The following is a 15,896-nucleotide window of genomic DNA, read 5'->3' as shown; positions in this document are numbered from 1 at the left end:
ACAAAAGGCCCTTATAGGGCCAGAGGATACCACCCGTTTTACGGGTGGTTTTGATAATAAATAAGGAAGGTTAGACTTAAAGCACGGCGGCGAACAGGTCGTTGAGACCTTCGCTCATCGTCGGATGAGTGTAAATGCCATCGCGCAGAACGGGATACGGAAGTTTGGCGTCCATCGCCAGCTTGATCAGATTGATCATTTCATGCGATTCCTCACAGAAGAAGTGCGCGCCGAGTATCTGATCGGTTTTCGCGTCGATAATTACTTTTAACAGGCCGTCGGTCTTGCGTAATACCTGCGCCTTCGGGATGGCAGCGGCCGGAATTCTGGCAATTTTAAGATCATAGCCGGCGCTTCGGGCTTCATCTTCGCTCAAACCGACACGGGAGAACGGCGGATCCATAAAGACGCTGTAAGGCACCGCACCTCGATTGGCGGTGGTGCGCGGTCCCGAATTCAGAGCGTCGGTGACGATCCGTGAATCATCCAGCGAGATATAGGTGAATTGCAGACCCCCGGTGACGTCGCCCATCGCCCAGATATGATCGACCGAGGTCTTCAGCTGTTCGTTGACGGCGATTGCGCCGCGGGAAGTCAGGGCGATCCCCGCCGCTTCCGGATGCAGATTGTCCAGCTGCGGACGCCGGCCTGTCGCGACTAACAGTGCGTCGCAGCGCAGTTCTGAATCCATTTCGTCCTGCTTTAAAATCAGAACGGTTTCCGCAGCTTCATCCCGCACTTCCTTTAACGCCGTATTGCGCATTAGCCGCACGCCCCGGCGGGCCAGGCTCGTTTCCACCGCATCCGCGATCTCAAGATCCTCACGCGGCAGAAACCGCTGGTTGGGCTGCAGGATGGTGACCTGAGATCCAAAATTTGCGAACATCGAAGCGAATTCCAGTCCGATGTAGCCGCCGCCCAAAATGACCAGCCGCCGCGGCAGCGTTTCCAATTCCATGATGCTTTCGCTGAGATAAACCCGCGGACTCTGCTTCAATCCGGGAATGTCCGGGACAAACGGCTTCGCTCCGGTATTGATGAAAATGCGGTGAGCTTCAAGAATTTCCGGGCCTTCTTTTGTCAAAACCTGGACGTGATGATCATCGAGAAAGGACGCTTCTCCATCCATCACTTCGACGCCGGAGGAAACAAGCTTGTCATAATTTTTCTTCCGCAGCATTGCGGTCAGGCGGCGTTTTTCCTCGATTGCCTGCCGGAAATGAAGCTGCCGGGCAGCGTCATCCCCACCTTGAATCGCAGACTGGCGGGCGCTGTTTTCTAAGGATTTGGTTGGCAGGCAGGCGACGTTGATGCATGTGCCGCCATACATTAACGGTGATTTTTCAACCAGCGCTGTGCGCTGGCCGGCTTTCGCCAGGCTGGCAGCCAGCGTTTTTCCCCCTTTGCCGAAGCCGATGATCAGATTATCGTATGTTTTCATGAATGGGTTCCTCCTTTTTATTCATGATGATCTGTTCCGGCTGCGTGACAAAGAGATCCTGAAGCAGATCCCACAGCGTCAGCCGATCCAGACTTTCCAGACATTGTTCGTTTAACTGGCGGTAGATTTTATCCATTTCCCGCGCCATGCCGGAGGCGACCAGACAGCTCATTTCGGGATCGCCGCTTTGCCACCGGCTTTCCACCAACGCGGCGTGCAGCGCGTCGGCAATCTGGCGCAGCGTAATTTCCTGAGGCTTGCGGCACAGGCGGTAGCCGCCCTCGCTGCCTTCTTGGGAGATCGCGATCCCGGCCCGGCACAAGGCAGCCATGATCTTGCGGACCCGCACTGGATGGGTGCAGATGTTGACAGCCAGTTCCTCGCTGGACTGCGGGGCGTTTTTATGCGCCAGATACACCGCGGCGTGAATCGCGACGGTCAGCTCGCTGGTCATTTCTGCCCCTTGCGAACCGTTTCGTAAGGCCATTGAAGCAGCCCGCCGAAATCATAGACGTGGTTGTAGCCGAGCTGGACCAGTTTGTTTGCGGCCTGCGCGCTGATATGACCTGACCGGCAATACACCAGCAGCACGGCGTCCTCATCGCTCAAAGTGGCCAGCGCGGTGTGTGCGATCGTTTCGTTGGGCAGATTGATCGCTCCGGGAATATGCCCCTGGGCAAACTCCTGCGGCTGGCGTACGTCGAGGATCGTAACCGGTTCGCTCTCCATTTTCTGTTTCGCCTGCGCGGGCGTCAGCCGGATGGGTTGTTTCTTCATCGTTTTGTTGAAGAAGCGGGAAAAGAATGGCAACATGAGTTCCTCCGAAAGAACGAAATGTTCTTTTGATACTGTAATCATAATAGTTACAGTTTATTCTGTCAACATGAACACACTCTGAAAAGCAGAAAAACACATAAATTCATGATAAGATAGAAAAAATCAACTTTTCTTGAGAAAACAGTTGACACTCCCGTTAAGGGAGGATCTATGCTTTGTTTGCGGAGGAGGAAACAAGATGCTGAAAATAGGAGATTTTTCAAAAATGGGAAAGACGACGGTCAAAACACTGCGGTATTATGATTCGATCGGTCTGCTGCGGCCGAAGCAGATCGACGAGGAGACTGGATACCGCTGGTATTCGACGGAACAGCTGATCGCATTGGCTCAGATTCAGCAATGGCGGCAGCTGGGACTTGGCGTGGCGCTGATCCGCAGGATTCTGCATGGCGAAGTGAGTGAAAACGACGCTCTGAGCCAGCGCCGCTGTCAGATCGCCGCCGATCTTGATTCGCTGCAGCATCAGTTTCGCCGCATTGAACGCGTCTTAACGACAGGCGCAAAGGAGAGCGTTATGAAAATCAATGTTATCGTCAAAGAATTGCCGGAATGCATCGTGATGGCCCGCAAGGTGGCCCTGCCCGCGTATCGTGATCTGCTTGGCGAGATCCCGGCGACGGGAGCGAAGGTTGCCTCACGGTATCCGGATCTGAAATGCACACAGCCGGAATATTGCTTCGTAAAAGAACTGGATGGCGAATACCGGGAAAAGGACATTCACGCCGAGATCTGTCAGGCGGTCGAAGTGATGAAGCCGGATTTCGACGACGTCCAGTTCCGCAAAGAACCGGCGGTGGAAGCGGCCTGCGCGTTGTTTAAAGGCGGCTATGAAGGCTTCAGCGAGGTTTATGCCGCTTTGATGCAGTGGGTGGAGGACAATCACGCCGAAATCATCGGTGAACCACGCGAGAGCTATATCGACGGTATCTGGAATCAGGACTCGGAAGAAGACTGGCTGACAGAAGTTCAGATCCCGATCCGCCGGGGCTGAAAGAGTCTGTTCAATGCTGTTTGCTGAACCCTGCTGAAAGGGACAGGAAACAGTTCAATCAAGGCTTGAAATGCGAGAAACATCAGGAAGGAAAAGCAAACTTTCTGATGTTTTTTTGCTGATCAAAAGGGTTCTCGCTGATCTTTTCATCAAGCCATGAAAGCTGGGAGAGTTTGGATTCTTATTTGAATACCGACAAAGATAAAACAGGCAGGATGAAGGGAGAGATCACATTTCATCCTGTCTGCTTCGTGTTGGGAAATTCCAGGTTTGCCCTGAACGGAGTAAGCACCCGGGGTTGTTTCAACGTCTTTTTTCTTCGCTAAGAACATACAGTGATAACGAAGGTGAGAAGCGTGAAAACAAAAACAAAATGTCGGTTGGGGATTTGTCTTTTCATTTTAATAGCGGCCTGTGTTCTGATCGGCCAGTCGTGGCAGCGGGAAAGTCAGCGGCGGCGTCTGCCGGAAGCGATGCGTCAGACGATTGAGGAAAATCATCGTATCGGAAAGATGAAACAGAAGATCAAGGTGACTGGCCAGCGGGCGATCGCGGTGTACTATCCGCATTTAAACAGCGCGGAGATCGACGCGAATATCGAAGCGGCCGTCAACGAAGCAATCGCAAGATTTGAACAGGAAAATCAGGGTGTCGAAGGGTTGTGTACCCTATATGCTGATTATGAATCCTATGAGCTGAACGAACGGTACGGCTCAGTGCAGATCAGCTTTGAGCGGACCGGCGCCATCAACATGAAAGAAGTCCGGGCCTGGACCTTCGATCTGCAGCAGGATCGGCTGATTCGCTTCAGCGATCTGTTTTCAGCGGACGGCATGAAGCATCTGGCTTTTTTAATGCGCAGCTTCTTGACAACACTGGTGCCGGAAACGACCAATCCGGATTATGAAGTCGATGAGAACGTGCTGATTGATAACAAGGCGGAATTGTTTCTGAACGAAGACGAACTGCGCGTCGTTCTGCCGCCGCAGACATTACCTGCTCAGAGCGAGGAGCTGATCGCGGTGATTCCGCTGAATAAAGTCATCGGCTATGTCGATGAGGATACGCGCAATCTGCTGGGGCTGCAGGCCCGGGGCCGGATCATCGACCCGACCCGGCCGATGGTTGCGATGACCTATGACGATGGACCGAACCGACAGGTGACGCCGGTGATTCTGGACGCGCTGCAGGAACATGACGGTGCGGCAACTTTCTTCGTGCTGGGCAGCCGGGTCGCAAATCACAAGGATATCGTCGCGCGGATGCTTACGGAAGGCAGCGAAGTCGGCAACCATACGTTCGGGCATGTCGATCTGACCAAGCAGAGCAGCCAGGGCATACTCGATCAATTCAGCGCGACCTGGGATGCGATCGGGGAGGCGGGATCTCTGGAGCAGCAGGAACTGTTAGTTCGTCCAACCTATGGAGCGTATAACGATATGCTGAAGAAAACCTCGCCGTATCCGCTGATCCTGTGGTCGATTGACACGCGCGACTGGGCGCATCAGAATGCCGATAAATCAGTGGATGTGGTCTTGCGCGAGGTTCAGGACGGCGATATCATCCTGATGCATGATATGTATGAGCCGACGGCCCAGGCCAGCGTCCGGGTGATCGAATGGCTGAGTGAGAAAGGGTATCAGCTGGTGACCGTCAGCGAATTGTTTGAAGCCCGCGGAATCCAGCTGGAGCCCGGGAAAACCTATAATTGCGCGTATCCGCACACGGACCGTCAAGCGGCGTCAGAATAAAAATGAAACCGGAATCGAAAAAGATTCTGGTTTTTTCCACGCCGATTGATTATCATAATGAGAGAGACAACAGGAGGCGGATTTATGGAAATCAATTCCCCGATGAATGAGAAAGTAAAAAACTGGGCGAAGCTCCAGCAGAAAAAATATCGTGATCAGACAGGTCAGTTTCTGATCGAGGGCGAACATCTGATCGGTGAGGCTCTGAAAGCAGGCGTGGTTGAACTGCTGTTGGTCGAAGCTGGCCGGACAAATCCGTTTCATCAGGAAAAGGAAGCGATCGTCTGCAGCGAGAGCGTCATGCGCAAGCTCAGCGCCAATGTGTCCGGCGCCTGGCTGATCGCCGTCTGTGCGCAGAAGGTCAGCCGGAAATCGAGGAATTCGCGGATTGTGGCGCTGGATGGGGTGCAGGATCCCGGCAACGTCGGAACGATCATCCGTACGGCGGTGGCGTTTGGTTTCGATCAGGTGCTGCTTTCGCCCGACTGCGCCGATGTCTACAATGAAAAATGCGTGCGCTCCACCCAGGGCGCGCTGTTTCACATCGCAATTTCGCGGATTGAACTGATCCCGGCGCTGAGGTCGCTGAAGGAAAAAGGGGTTATGGTGATCGCGACGGCGCTGCATGAAGCGCAGCCCCTGAGCGAACTGCCGATCGTTGAAAACGTGGCCCTGGTGCTGGGCAATGAAGGACAGGGAATCCGGCCGGCGACGCTGGAAATCTGCGATCAGCGGGCGTTTATCGAAATGTCCAGCTTTGAATCGCTGAACGTTGCGGTCGCGGCGGGCATCTGCCTGTATCGCTATCGGAGGCGCGGATGATCCGGCCTGGCTTATTTGCCAGGCGCCGCAGAAAACGGGTTCTGATCGCGATTCATGGCTTCGGCCGGCGCAAGCAGGAAGATTTTCACTACCTGAAAACGATGTGCGAGACGGATTCCAGACTGGAATATCGCTGTTTTGATCTGTACGACGAAGATAAAAATGACAAGGAATGGCTGATCTGGGTGGCGCGCGCCAACCAGGAGGTCACGGCCTATCTGGAAAAAGGATATGAGGTGACGCTGCTGGGGTTTTCGATGGGCGGGGTGATCGCCGCGTTTCTGGCTTCGTTTCTGGCGGTGGATAAACTCGTGCTGGTCGCGCCGGCATTTGAGTATATGAATCTGGAAACAGTCAGCCGGCTGATTCCCAAATATGCCGCGATTTTGAAGCACAGCGAATCGCAGTTCAAGGCGTATATGGAGGAGCGGTTGTTGGAATATGAGTATTTCCCGCAGTTTTTTGAGCTGGTGAAAAAGCTGAAGCCGGCCGTGAAAAAGGTGAGCTGTCCGACATTGATTTTGCAGGGGCTGCAGGATGAATTTGTGCCGCTGTCGTCTTCGCAATACGCCTATCATCAAATTCAAAGCGAGCGCAAACAGCTCGTCTGCTTTGAGGCCTGCGGTCATGAGCTGTTGGAAAACGAGGGCTGCCGCGAGGACGCGTTCAGTCTGATCCGGCAGTTTATCGACGATCGCTGGGGTCAGGCATCCGCAAAACCGCATTCCCGTTCGTAATTTGGACAAAGAAAGCCGGACGTTCCGCATGAAATGCGGTATAATAGAAGAAATCAGGGAGAAAAACATGCGGAAAGAGAAGTTCAGCGCCGGCTTGGCGAAAATGGAATCCTGCCGACTGATCCGCGCGGTCAGGGCGGGATTGACGATCGCGATTCCGATTTTAATGATCGGGTCCTTTTCGTTATTGATTCGAACGTTTGCGGGTTATTTTCCTGCGCTGGCTTTTATCGAAGAACTGGCGGAACTGCTTTATCAATGTACCTTCGGCATTCTGTCGGTGCTGCTGACAGGGTGTCTGGCCTGGGGCGCGCTGCAGACCGAGGAGAAACCGCTGGCTGGGGATTGGATCGTTCCGCCGGCGGCCGTCATGGTGTTCATCATTCTCAACGGCGGCCTCAAGCTGGAATCGGCGGGAGCGGTCGGAACGTTTACCGCGGTGTGCGCGGCATTCTTTACAAGCTTTACGTATTGCTGGCTGCGGCGGAAGCTGCCGGACGAGCATTTCTTTACCCCCGGCGCGGATTACAATTTCAATCAGGCGCTGACGGCGATTCTGCCGATGCTGGCGGTGCTGCTGGGGGCGGCGGTGTTCAACGAGGGAATCCGGCTGGTGTTCCATATTGAAAGTTTCCAGGAAGTGTTTGTGCTGTTGTCCAATACGTTGTTCCGGCACATGGGACGGGGGCTGGTCAGTTCGGCGTTGTTTGTGTTTTTGTCTTCCGTGCTGTGGCTTTTGGGAATCCATGGCGCCAACGTTCTGGAGAATGTTTCACGTTCCCTGTTTCAGGAGGGAATGCAGATCAACGTTGCCGCGGCGGCGGCCGGAATGGCGCCGACGGAGATCTTTACCAAGACATTTCTGGATAATTTTGTATTCATCGGCGGCTGCGGGACATTGATCTGTCTGCTGATCGCGCTGATGTTGTTCAGCCGTCAGCGCGTCAGCCGGACGCTGGCAAAAACGGCGGTCATTCCGATGTTGTTCAATATCAATGAGCTGATGATTTTCGGCCTGCCGGTTGTGTTTAATCCGGTGTTTGTGATTCCGTTTTTACTGACTCCCTTAGTCTGTCTGTTCACCTCGTCGCTGGCGATGGGAATGGGATGGGTTCCGGTGTGCGTGCAGGGCGTGGAATGGACGACGCCAGCGTTGATCAGCGGCTATCTGGCAACCCGATCGTGGACAGGAGCGCTGCTTCAGATTGTGAACATTGCGCTGGGCGTAGGAATTTACGCGCCGTTTGTGCTGCTTTACGATAAGATGCTGATCCGCCAGTCGCAGCAGCAGATGAGCGAGCTGATCGAAACGCTGGACGCCCAAATGGAGCAGGGCAAATCGGCGAATTTGATCGGAATGCATGGCGCCGTTGGCAATTTCGCAAAGCTGCTGGCGGCGGAGATTAACAACGATTTGCAGCAGAACCATATTGAAATGGGCTATCAGCCGCAGTTTGACGCGGAAAACCACTGCTTCGGCGTGGAAGCGCTGCTGCGGTACACTCATCCCCGCTATGGCAAGGTTCCCCCGCCGCTGATCATTGATCTGGCAAAGGAAACCGATCAGCTGCAGGCGCTGGAGATGGCGGTGTTCACGCAGGTGCTGCAGGCGGATTTCAGCGGGATCGACGCGGTGATTTCGATGAACGTCACCGTCGATACCTTGAAATCGGAGGTGTTCGCGGATTTTCTCCGGCAACATCCGGTGCCGAAAGGCCGGTATTGCATTGAGGTGACGGAGCAGAACACGCTGCTTCTGGACGAGGCGATGCGCCAGCGGCTGAAGGAGTTTAAAGATCTGGGCTATTCGCTGGCAGTCGATGATTTCTCAATGGGCAGTACGTCGCTGAAGTATTTGCAGAGCAGTCAGTTTGAGCTTGTCAAGCTGGATGGCAGTCTGGTGAAAAATGCCCGGGTGAACGCGAGCGGACGGCAGATCATCCAGTCAATTCTGTATCTGGCCCAATCGATGAACTTCACGGTCATCGCGGAATATGTCGAAACTGCAGAACTGCGCGACTTGCTGAAAGAATTGGGCTGTACGCATTATCAGGGGTATTTATACAGTCCGGCGGTGCCGCTGAAACAGCTGCGGACGGTAATCCGGGAGATCGAAGCGCAGCGGTAAACTGAAAAACGCAAAGTTTGGGACAAGGCATCATCCTATCAAGCCTTGTCTTTTTTTGTTCAGCGGGACGAAATTTGGTGACAGGAACGCAAAATTGCCTCAAATTTCAAGCGGAACATAGAATAATTGCGAATAAACTTGTTATATCATGTATTCATAATTGACATTTTTATATGACATGTTAGTATAAAGGTATAACAAGATGCGCAGCTTGCTTGACGAAAGAAGAGGTGATCCGTTTGAAAATGCTCGACGCTCATTCTCATCTGGGGACAACCAGCTCTGGCGATCCTCATGACGTTCATCAGCTCGTAAAGGACATGCTCAGCCATGGCATCACGCAAACCGGTATCAGCAGTCTGTCCGGTACCGATAATCGCCGCCAGAACGACCTTGTCTATGAAGCCATGCAGTTGTATCCAGAACAGATTCGGGGTTATGCGTTCATCAATCCCAAGGCGCCCGATGTCCATCAGGAAATTGATCTGGATCTGGGGCAGCGGCACATGGTCGGCGTGAAATTTCATCCCTGGAAACATGGGTATTATTCTGATAATACACCGCAGCTGCAGGAGGTCCTCGCGCATATTTTTGAATATCCGGTTCAGGTCCAGGTTCATGTCGGAACCAGTCCGCTGTGCACCCCGTTTGCCTGGATCCGCTACGCGAAGATGTTTCCTGATCATCCGTTTGTTTTCACACACATGGGAAGCCGGGAGTTTGGTTATACCGTCGTTGAGGCGGTGCGCGATGTTCCCAATATTTACCTTGAAACATCCGTGCAATACCAGCGCGACGTGCTGCTTAAAGCTGCCTGCGAAATTGGATCCCGGCGGATCTTGTTCGGCGTTGACTGGCCATATAAGCCGATCGAAACCGAAGTCCGCAAAATCCAGCTGCTAGGTTTTTCGCAAACTGAACTGGAAGACGTTTATTACCGCAACATTGAAGAATTATGGCAGAAAGCGGAGGGATAAAGATGGAGATTACCGTGATTCGGATTGACGATCGGTTAATTCATGGGCAAATCATTACAAAATGGATTGCGGAAGCGAGGGCGGAACAAATTCTGGTTGTAGACGAGAAGAGCGCCGCGGATCCGATGCTCCGGATGATTCTGGCGCTGGCGGTCCCGTCGGGGATTCATTTGGAAGTCCTGTCGCAGGAGGCTGCCCTGAAGCTGATCAATGAGGACACCTCCGCCCGGCGGACGCTGATGATTGTCCGCACGCCGCAGGCGATGCTGGACATGGTCCGGGCAGGATTGGATGTGAAAGCCCGGGAGATCATCTTGGGAAATATGAGCTTTGACGAGAAAAAAGCCGGAATCCGGCATGTTCTTGACTATCTGTATGTCAACGATCAGGATGTCGAAACGCTGAAAGCGCTGGCGGCGTCCTGCGCTAAAATGACCATTAAAGCCGTTCCAGAGGAACGGGGAAAAGAGCTTAAGATTCTGCAACAAAAATAAACAAACCGGAAAGGAGAACTTATGTTACTGAAAGCATTTTTAGTCTCGCTCGTCGTCTGGCTGGGATTTTTGGATAAAGCCTTTCTGTCGACTTTCATTTACCGGCCAATTTGTCTGGGGCCGATCGTCAGTCTGATTTTCAATAATCTGCCGATGGGATTGGAGGTCGGCGTCACGATTGAACTGATGTTTCTGGCTGTCGTCTATGTCGGGACCGCAGTTCCGCCGGATGAGGTGATCAGTGCGGGAATCGCTACGGCTCTGGCCTGTCTGTCCGGCAGCGCCGCGCTGGGAATTACGACGGCGATCCCGATTTCATTGTTAGGTCTGATCGGCCGTCAATTCCGGAACGCAACACTGCAGGAATTCACGACCCGTCAGGTAGAAAAAGCCGCAAAGAAAGCGGATGTCCGGGGGATTAAGATCTGGACGTCGCTGATGCCGGCGATCGTCAATTATATCTTATTCGGACTGCCGACGTTCATCGCCGTTTACTTCGGAGCGGAAGTCGTTCAGAATTTCCTGAACGTCATCCCGGCCTGGCTGACCAGCGGCGTGCGCGCCGGCGGCGGCATGTTGGGCGCCGTGGGCGTTGCGTTGTTGTTGGGGACGATTAAAAACAAGAGTTCCTGGCCTTATTTTGTCCTGGGCTTTATCATCGCGGCGTATCTGGGAATCAATATGATCGGAATGGCGGCGATTGCGCTAGTCTGCGTCGCCCTGAATTACTATGTGGAAAAAGAAGACGCGCCGCAGACCGTTTTGTCCTCCTCAGCGCAGGAAGGAACGCCGAATCATCTGAGCAAAAAGACGCTGTGGAAAACCTACATGTATTCTCTGGCGATTGAAAGCGGCTGTTCCAATACAAAACAGGAAGCGCCGGGGATTGTCCAGGGCCTGATTCCGGTTATTGAAGAGGTCTATACCGATCCGAAGGACAAGGCGGAAGCCTATCAGCGGCATACGCAGCTGTTTCTGACGGAGGGCCGGATGGCGTCTTTCTGCATCGGGATTTCCGCCGCGATGGAAGAGCGGAATGCCCGCAGCCATGATATCGATCCGGAATCGATCAATCAGATTAAAGTGGCGCTGATGGGGCCGTTAGCCGGCATTGGCGATTCCCTCATCCATGGCACATTGCGGCCGATCATGGCCGGATTGGGCTGTTCAATGATCATGGCCAGTCATTACACCAGCGCCGCGGGAGCGGTTGTGTTTGTCCTGGTGATGACGCTTGTTCAGCTGTTAGTTCGCTATTTCGGTATTTTCAAAGGCTATCTGGGCGGCTTGAATTTAGTCGCGCGGCTGCAGATGGGCGGCATCCTGGATAAAATTACAAAATATGCCGGAATCGCCGCGTCGTTAATTTGCGGCGGTTTTATCTCCTCGCTGGTTTCGATCAATCTGGCGATTCAGTTTGCGGCGGGCGACGACGTGATCCAGCTTCAGGAAGTGCTCGACGGGTTAATGCCGAACTTGCTTCCGCTGCTTCTGACGCTGCTGATGGTCTGGTTAATGGGACGGAAGAAAGTGAACATGATCGTTTTGATGATCGCGGTCTTCCTGCTGGGAATTGCCGGGGTGGCTCTTGGCATTCTGGCTTAAGGAGGGGCGATTATGATTTTTGATTTTCATGCCCATTTGCGCAGAAATGCGCAGTCCCATCAATACGAGATTGAAGAACAACTGGAGGATATGCGGGCGAATCATATCGCTTACCGTGTTCTTTCCACTTTCGAAGGGGCGTCCATGGCGTCGGCCAACGATGCGGTGATCGCCCTGCATCGGCAATATCCGCAGATCATTCCCTGTGCCGTCATCAATCCGAAACAGGACGAAGCCGTTGCGGAAACCCGCCGGGTTTTGAGCGATCATCAGGTGAGGCTGATCGAAATGGATTCTCTGGAGTGCGGGTTCCTGCCGGAAAAGCTGGAATCCACGATCAATGCGATCCTGGTCGTTTGCGCGCAGCATCAGGCGGTGGTCAAAATTTTTACCGGTTCCACACACCGCGGAGCGCCCGATCAGTGGCTGAAGTATTTCCGGCGCTTTCCGCAGCTGACATTTGTTCTGCTGCACATGGGGGCAGGCGATTTCCAATACGGAACGGTTGATCTGTGCCAAGAAGTTCCCAATCTGATGCTGGAGACTTCGGTCGCCTGCGAAGCCCCGGCCCTGCAGAAAGCCTTGCGCGTGCTGGCGCCTGAGCGATTTCTGTTCGGCAGCGACTTCCCGGAGTATTTTACAGAACTGGAGGTCATGAAATTGAATTATTATGGATTAACGAAGACGCAGCTGCAAAACATCTATGCGGAAAATGCCCGCCGGCTGCTTCCGGATTTGTTTGAGAATGCGAAAGCGGTGAATGTATGCGGCTGATGGAAAAGGAAGCGCTGCGGAACGCGCTGCCGGAAGCAGCCCGGCCGTTGTTTGACGATATCGTAGTCCCGCGGGTGCTGGGCGCTTCGGCGCATATCGACCGGATCAGTCAGATCGTCGGGGAGATCGGCCGGCAGGATTCCTCGCCGGCCGGCCTGATCCTGATCAACCAGCTGCTTGATTATTGCTGCGCGACCCGGGGCCAGTCCAGCTATGCGATCATCAACGCCGTCAGCGAGCTGAGCGCCCGGATCCAGACTCAGCTTCAGGCGGACTTTGAGGTCGGCCGCGCAGTGCAGGCGGCTGTGGAACAATTTCAGTCCGCCGGCCGCGCGCATCGTCAGGCAATTATTGCCACGGCTTCCGCATTATTGAAAAACTGCCGGAAAATTCTGCTTTATGATTATTCCAGCACGGTGGATGCGGTGGTTCAGCAGCTGGCTTCCGATACGGAGATTGTCATCGCGGAGAGCCGGACGATCAGCGGCGGTCTTCCGTTTGTCAAAACCTGTGTTCAGACGCATCAGTCTGTTTCATTCATTCCGGATGCGGCGCTTTGCCAGGGGCTGAAGGGGTGCGACGCCGTGTTGATCGGCGCGGAAACCTTTTATCCAGACGGAACGGCCTTGAATACGGCGGGTTCGGAGATGGCTGCGCTGCTGGCGCATTGGCAGCATGTTCCATATTATGTGCTGACAACGGCTCAAAAGGCGGATATGAGGGCGCTGCAGGGCGGCGGCAAGGTGATCGAACCGAAAGATTTGCGCTTCAAAATGGCCGCAGGAATGGCGGAGGCGGATGCTGAACGTCTTGATTTCCATGTTCAGGGGTGCGTTCCGATTGCGCCGGAGTTCATCACCGCCTATATCACGGAACTGGGCGTGCTGCCGCCGGCGGCCTTGTTCAGCGCTTTATGGGCCTGGAAGCCGGAATATTTCAGAAGGAGGGAAGAAACGGAATGATGTCTGAACGATCGCGCATCCTGGCGATGCTGCAGCCGGAGGCCATGCCGGGAAGTTATTTGAATCAGGGCCGGCGTTTTCCGGAGATTGCTGCCAATTTGATGGCGGAAGCCCGGCAGTTGGCGGAGATTGGCTATGATGGTTTTATTTTGCAGAATATGCATGACGGTCCGCTGCGTCAACAGGCTCAGCCCCAGACTCTGACCTTTATGACGGCGCTGGCGGTAACCCTGCGGAAGACATTTCCCGATAAGCTTCTGGGAATTCTGGTAAACTGGGACGGCGTCGCTTCATTAGCGGTCGCGGAAGCGGCGCAGGCAGATTTTATCCGGGTCGAATATTTATATACCGGTCTCAGCGTCAGCTTATGCGGTCTGGTTGAAGGGCAATGTGCCGAGATTCTGGAATTGAAAAAAAAGCTGGGCAGCACGATGCCTGTGTATGCGGATGCGCAGGAAGTCAGCGGGCATTTTCTGGGAGCGCCGGATAAGATTGAAGAAGCGGTGCGGATCGTGCAGCGGGCCTATGCCGACGGCCTGTTTCTGAGCGGAAAGGATCAGCAGGAAAGTCTGGCGTTGCTTGAAAAGCTTCGTCCGAAGCTTCCGCAGACTCCGGTTATTCTCGGCGGCCGGGCAACCGGCGATAATATTTATGAATTGATGAAAGTTTATGACGGCGTGTCGGTCGCAACCTGGATAAAAGACGGCGATATGCGCAATCCTGTCAATCTGGACAAAGCGCGGTTCTTTTATAACGAAGCCCGCCGCGGCTGGCTGGCAAGGAAAAACCATGGGTAATGTTCTCTTGTGTACCCACAGCACCCTCGCTGAAGGGTTTGAGCGTGCGGTGATGATGATCGTCCGCGCCGCGCCGTCGCTGGAAATTCTCTGCTTTGAAGATGGCTGCAGTATTGAAACGCTGATGGAACAGATGCGGAAAAAAACAGAGCGGTTTCGTCAGGTGAACGAAACTTACTGCATCGTCACTGATCTGTTCGGCGCCTCTCCCTTTAACGCCGCGATGCAGGTCTGCGCGAAAGAGACAGGTTTCGTTGTAACCGGCGTGAATCTGGCTTTGCTTCTGGAGCTGTTGACGCTGCCCGCATCCAAGATGACGCAGGAACGATTGAAAACGCTGATCGAGCAGGCGCAGGATCAAATTCGTTGTTATGATCCGGCAGCTCTGATGAAATCATCCGATTCAGTATAACCGGAAATCAACCCCATCGACGGCTTGACGTGTTTAAGCCGCTGATGGGGTTTTTGTTTTGACCTCAGGTCTTTTATAAAACGAAAAAGCTCCAACAGGAATACTGGAGCTTGAAGATTCGTCGCAAGCCGGTTTCTCAAGGGCGATCACGCCGGTTTCTCCGCGCGCTGCTTTCTCAACGATCTCGCTAACGTGTGTTATTTAAATGGACGACATATTTGTAATCGAGCGCCCGATAGCTGTTTTGCGAAAACTCAATCGGTTTGTTGTCCGCAGTGTAGGTAATCCGCTCCCGATACATGATCGGTTCATCTTCGCTGATGAATAGTTCCTGTTTCAGCTGGCGCGAGGCGATGCGGGCTTCTATGATTTCATCCGCGCAGCCGATCTGAATTCCCAACGTTTCATATAACTCATAAAGCGAGGTATTTTCATCCAGATCTTCCGGTTTGATCAGGCAGCCGATCTGCGGGTGAATATACGTGTCATGAACGCCGATAATCCGGCCGTTCTTTAAACGCAGCCGTTTTAAAAAGTAAACCTCCCCGCCTAACGGAAGCTGAAGATATTCGCTGACCAGCGGATTGGCAGGCTCGGTTTTAAACTGCAGAATGATCGACGAGGGCCGGCCGCCGGATTTCTTAAGCGAAGTTGAAAAACCAACGACCTCGCCAAGGTTGCTGTAGGTTCTTAACGGCATCACTTTTGCCAGTTTTCCCCGTTTGCGGCTGATATAGCCGGCGTCTTCCAGATCTTTCAGCGATCGGCGGATAGTGATCCGGCTGACATTGAATTCTTTCTGAAAATCGAGTTCCGAAGGCAGACTTGAATTCTCAGGATATTGCCCTGTTTCTATCCGACTCAGGATAATCTCATAAATTTTCATGTATAAAGGCGCTTTTTTTTCCGACGCATTCCCATTGATTTCCGAGGTCATTCTATAAGATTCCTTCCGCATGGTAGATCAATTTTATTGGCCTCATTATACCATGGATAAAGTGGGTTTTCAATGTAACCCGGCCGTTCTGACGCTGCGGAAAGTTACGGTGTCCGCGGGTTTTATGCGGCAAATTTTAAAATAAGCTTGAACGATGAACGAAAACAAAGTCTGACGGACTGCCTTGTTTTCTCAATCCGGTATACTTTTAAGCGTAAACAGAAAAATCCC

At 53.3% G+C, this 15,896-nt stretch carries 16 protein-coding genes; 12 read left to right on the top strand and 4 right to left on the bottom strand.

The window, feature by feature from the left end; genetic code table 11:
- Positions 1 to 76: 76 nt before the first annotated feature.
- The 3 genes from I2G61_RS13465 to I2G61_RS13455 are packed head-to-tail and all read right to left on the bottom strand — an operon-like array spanning position 77 to position 2,254.
- On the bottom strand, positions 77 to 1,441 hold the full coding sequence (locus I2G61_RS13465) for an FAD-dependent oxidoreductase (RefSeq protein ID WP_072685907.1): 1,365 nt from the start codon (positions 1,439 to 1,441) through the stop codon (positions 77 to 79).
- Positions 1,425 to 1,928 (bottom strand): Rrf2 family transcriptional regulator, encoded by a 504-nt coding sequence (locus I2G61_RS13460; protein ID WP_229056775.1) that lies wholly within the window; start codon positions 1,926 to 1,928, stop codon positions 1,425 to 1,427. Before I2G61_RS13460 ends, I2G61_RS13465 begins: the two co-directional genes overlap by 17 nt.
- Complete coding sequence (locus I2G61_RS13455) at positions 1,892 to 2,254, bottom strand: rhodanese-like domain-containing protein (protein WP_229100762.1); 363 nt, start codon at positions 2,252 to 2,254, stop codon at positions 1,892 to 1,894. Before I2G61_RS13455 ends, I2G61_RS13460 begins: the two co-directional genes overlap by 37 nt.
- A gap of 202 nt (positions 2,255 to 2,456) precedes the next feature.
- On the opposite strand from I2G61_RS13455, the gene I2G61_RS13450 reads away from it, so the two are divergent.
- From I2G61_RS13450 to I2G61_RS13395, 12 genes are all read left to right on the top strand, one after another.
- Positions 2,457 to 3,269 carry a MerR family transcriptional regulator gene (locus I2G61_RS13450; protein ID WP_072685914.1) on the top strand — a complete coding sequence of 271 codons (813 nt, stop codon included), beginning with the start codon at positions 2,457 to 2,459 and terminating at the stop codon, positions 3,267 to 3,269.
- A gap of 356 nt (positions 3,270 to 3,625) precedes the next feature.
- Complete coding sequence (locus I2G61_RS16800) at positions 3,626 to 5,020, top strand: polysaccharide deacetylase family protein (RefSeq protein WP_195548340.1); 1,395 nt, start codon at positions 3,626 to 3,628, stop codon at positions 5,018 to 5,020.
- Positions 5,021 to 5,104: 84 nt separating this feature from the next.
- Positions 5,105 to 5,842, top strand: coding sequence for an RNA methyltransferase (locus I2G61_RS13440; RefSeq protein ID WP_072685918.1), 738 nt, complete (start codon positions 5,105 to 5,107; stop codon positions 5,840 to 5,842).
- The gene (locus I2G61_RS13435) at positions 5,839 to 6,579 is read left to right on the top strand and encodes a carboxylesterase (RefSeq protein ID WP_072685920.1); all 741 of its coding nucleotides are present in this window, start codon (positions 5,839 to 5,841) and stop codon (positions 6,577 to 6,579) included. The genes I2G61_RS13440 and I2G61_RS13435 overlap by 4 nt, the downstream gene beginning before the upstream one ends.
- A 67-nt stretch (positions 6,580 to 6,646) precedes the next feature.
- A complete protein-coding gene (locus tag I2G61_RS13430) occupies positions 6,647 to 8,707 on the top strand; it encodes a PTS sugar transporter subunit IIC/EAL domain-containing protein (RefSeq protein WP_195548339.1) in 2,061 nt (686 codons plus the stop codon).
- A 245-nt stretch (positions 8,708 to 8,952) separates the two neighbouring features.
- Positions 8,953 to 9,684 (top strand): amidohydrolase family protein, encoded by a 732-nt coding sequence (locus I2G61_RS13425; protein ID WP_229100763.1) that lies wholly within the window; start codon positions 8,953 to 8,955, stop codon positions 9,682 to 9,684.
- A 2-nt stretch (positions 9,685 to 9,686) separates the two neighbouring features.
- Positions 9,687 to 10,178: a PTS sugar transporter subunit IIB gene (locus I2G61_RS13420; RefSeq protein ID WP_195548337.1), complete on the top strand. Its 492-nt coding sequence runs from the start codon at positions 9,687 to 9,689 to the stop codon at positions 10,176 to 10,178.
- A 21-nt stretch (positions 10,179 to 10,199) separates the two neighbouring features.
- Complete coding sequence (locus tag I2G61_RS13415) at positions 10,200 to 11,783, top strand: PTS system mannose/fructose/sorbose family transporter subunit IID (protein ID WP_195548336.1); 1,584 nt, start codon at positions 10,200 to 10,202, stop codon at positions 11,781 to 11,783.
- Between the two features lie 12 nt (positions 11,784 to 11,795).
- The gene (locus tag I2G61_RS13410) at positions 11,796 to 12,557 is read left to right on the top strand and encodes an amidohydrolase family protein (RefSeq protein ID WP_072685928.1); all 762 of its coding nucleotides are present in this window, start codon (positions 11,796 to 11,798) and stop codon (positions 12,555 to 12,557) included.
- Positions 12,548 to 13,519, top strand: a complete 972-nt coding sequence (locus I2G61_RS13405) for a hypothetical protein (protein WP_072685930.1) — start codon at positions 12,548 to 12,550, stop codon at positions 13,517 to 13,519. Before I2G61_RS13410 ends, I2G61_RS13405 begins: the two co-directional genes overlap by 10 nt.
- The gene (locus tag I2G61_RS13400; protein ID WP_139248677.1) at positions 13,516 to 14,316 is read left to right on the top strand and encodes a BtpA/SgcQ family protein; all 801 of its coding nucleotides are present in this window, start codon (positions 13,516 to 13,518) and stop codon (positions 14,314 to 14,316) included. Before I2G61_RS13405 ends, I2G61_RS13400 begins: the two co-directional genes overlap by 4 nt.
- Positions 14,309 to 14,728: a PTS sugar transporter subunit IIA gene (locus I2G61_RS13395; RefSeq protein ID WP_072685932.1), complete on the top strand. Its 420-nt coding sequence runs from the start codon at positions 14,309 to 14,311 to the stop codon at positions 14,726 to 14,728. Before I2G61_RS13400 ends, I2G61_RS13395 begins: the two co-directional genes overlap by 8 nt.
- A 187-nt stretch (positions 14,729 to 14,915) precedes the next feature.
- On the opposite strand, the gene I2G61_RS13390 is transcribed toward I2G61_RS13395, so the two are convergent.
- Positions 14,916 to 15,614: a GntR family transcriptional regulator gene (locus I2G61_RS13390; protein ID WP_229056778.1), complete on the bottom strand. Its 699-nt coding sequence runs from the start codon at positions 15,612 to 15,614 to the stop codon at positions 14,916 to 14,918.
- Between the last annotated feature and the right edge of the window lie 282 nt (positions 15,615 to 15,896).

The organism is Holdemania sp. 1001095H_141210_F2 (assembly GCF_015558105.1).
Taxonomy (GTDB): domain Bacteria; phylum Bacillota_I; class Bacilli_A; order Erysipelotrichales; family Erysipelotrichaceae; genus Holdemania.
This window is presented reverse-complemented; position numbering and strand designations above follow the sequence as displayed.

Excerpts from the sequence above, each read along its gene's own strand:
- I2G61_RS13465 (WP_072685907.1), bottom strand. The coding sequence starts at position 1,441 with ATGAAAACATACGATAATCTGATCATCGGCTTCGGCAAAGGGGGAAAA.
- I2G61_RS13460 (WP_229056775.1), bottom strand. The coding sequence starts at position 1,928 with ATGGCCTTACGAAACGGTTCGCAAGGGGCAGAAATGACCAGCGAGCTG.
- I2G61_RS13455 (WP_229100762.1), bottom strand. The coding sequence starts at position 2,254 with ATGTTGCCATTCTTTTCCCGCTTCTTCAACAAAACGATGAAGAAACAA.
- I2G61_RS13450 (WP_072685914.1), top strand. The coding sequence starts at position 2,457 with ATGCTGAAAATAGGAGATTTTTCAAAAATGGGAAAGACGACGGTCAAA.
- I2G61_RS13440 (WP_072685918.1), top strand. The coding sequence starts at position 5,105 with ATGGAAATCAATTCCCCGATGAATGAGAAAGTAAAAAACTGGGCGAAG.
- I2G61_RS13435 (WP_072685920.1), top strand. The coding sequence starts at position 5,839 with ATGATCCGGCCTGGCTTATTTGCCAGGCGCCGCAGAAAACGGGTTCTG.
- I2G61_RS13430 (WP_195548339.1), top strand. The coding sequence starts at position 6,647 with ATGCGGAAAGAGAAGTTCAGCGCCGGCTTGGCGAAAATGGAATCCTGC.
- I2G61_RS13425 (WP_229100763.1), top strand. The coding sequence starts at position 8,953 with ATGCTCGACGCTCATTCTCATCTGGGGACAACCAGCTCTGGCGATCCT.
- I2G61_RS13420 (WP_195548337.1), top strand. The coding sequence starts at position 9,687 with ATGGAGATTACCGTGATTCGGATTGACGATCGGTTAATTCATGGGCAA.
- I2G61_RS13415 (WP_195548336.1), top strand. The coding sequence starts at position 10,200 with ATGTTACTGAAAGCATTTTTAGTCTCGCTCGTCGTCTGGCTGGGATTT.
- I2G61_RS13410 (WP_072685928.1), top strand. The coding sequence starts at position 11,796 with ATGATTTTTGATTTTCATGCCCATTTGCGCAGAAATGCGCAGTCCCAT.
- I2G61_RS13405 (WP_072685930.1), top strand. The coding sequence starts at position 12,548 with ATGCGGCTGATGGAAAAGGAAGCGCTGCGGAACGCGCTGCCGGAAGCA.
- I2G61_RS13400 (WP_139248677.1), top strand. The coding sequence starts at position 13,516 with ATGATGTCTGAACGATCGCGCATCCTGGCGATGCTGCAGCCGGAGGCC.
- I2G61_RS13395 (WP_072685932.1), top strand. The coding sequence starts at position 14,309 with ATGGGTAATGTTCTCTTGTGTACCCACAGCACCCTCGCTGAAGGGTTT.
- I2G61_RS13390 (WP_229056778.1), bottom strand. The coding sequence starts at position 15,614 with ATGAAAATTTATGAGATTATCCTGAGTCGGATAGAAACAGGGCAATAT.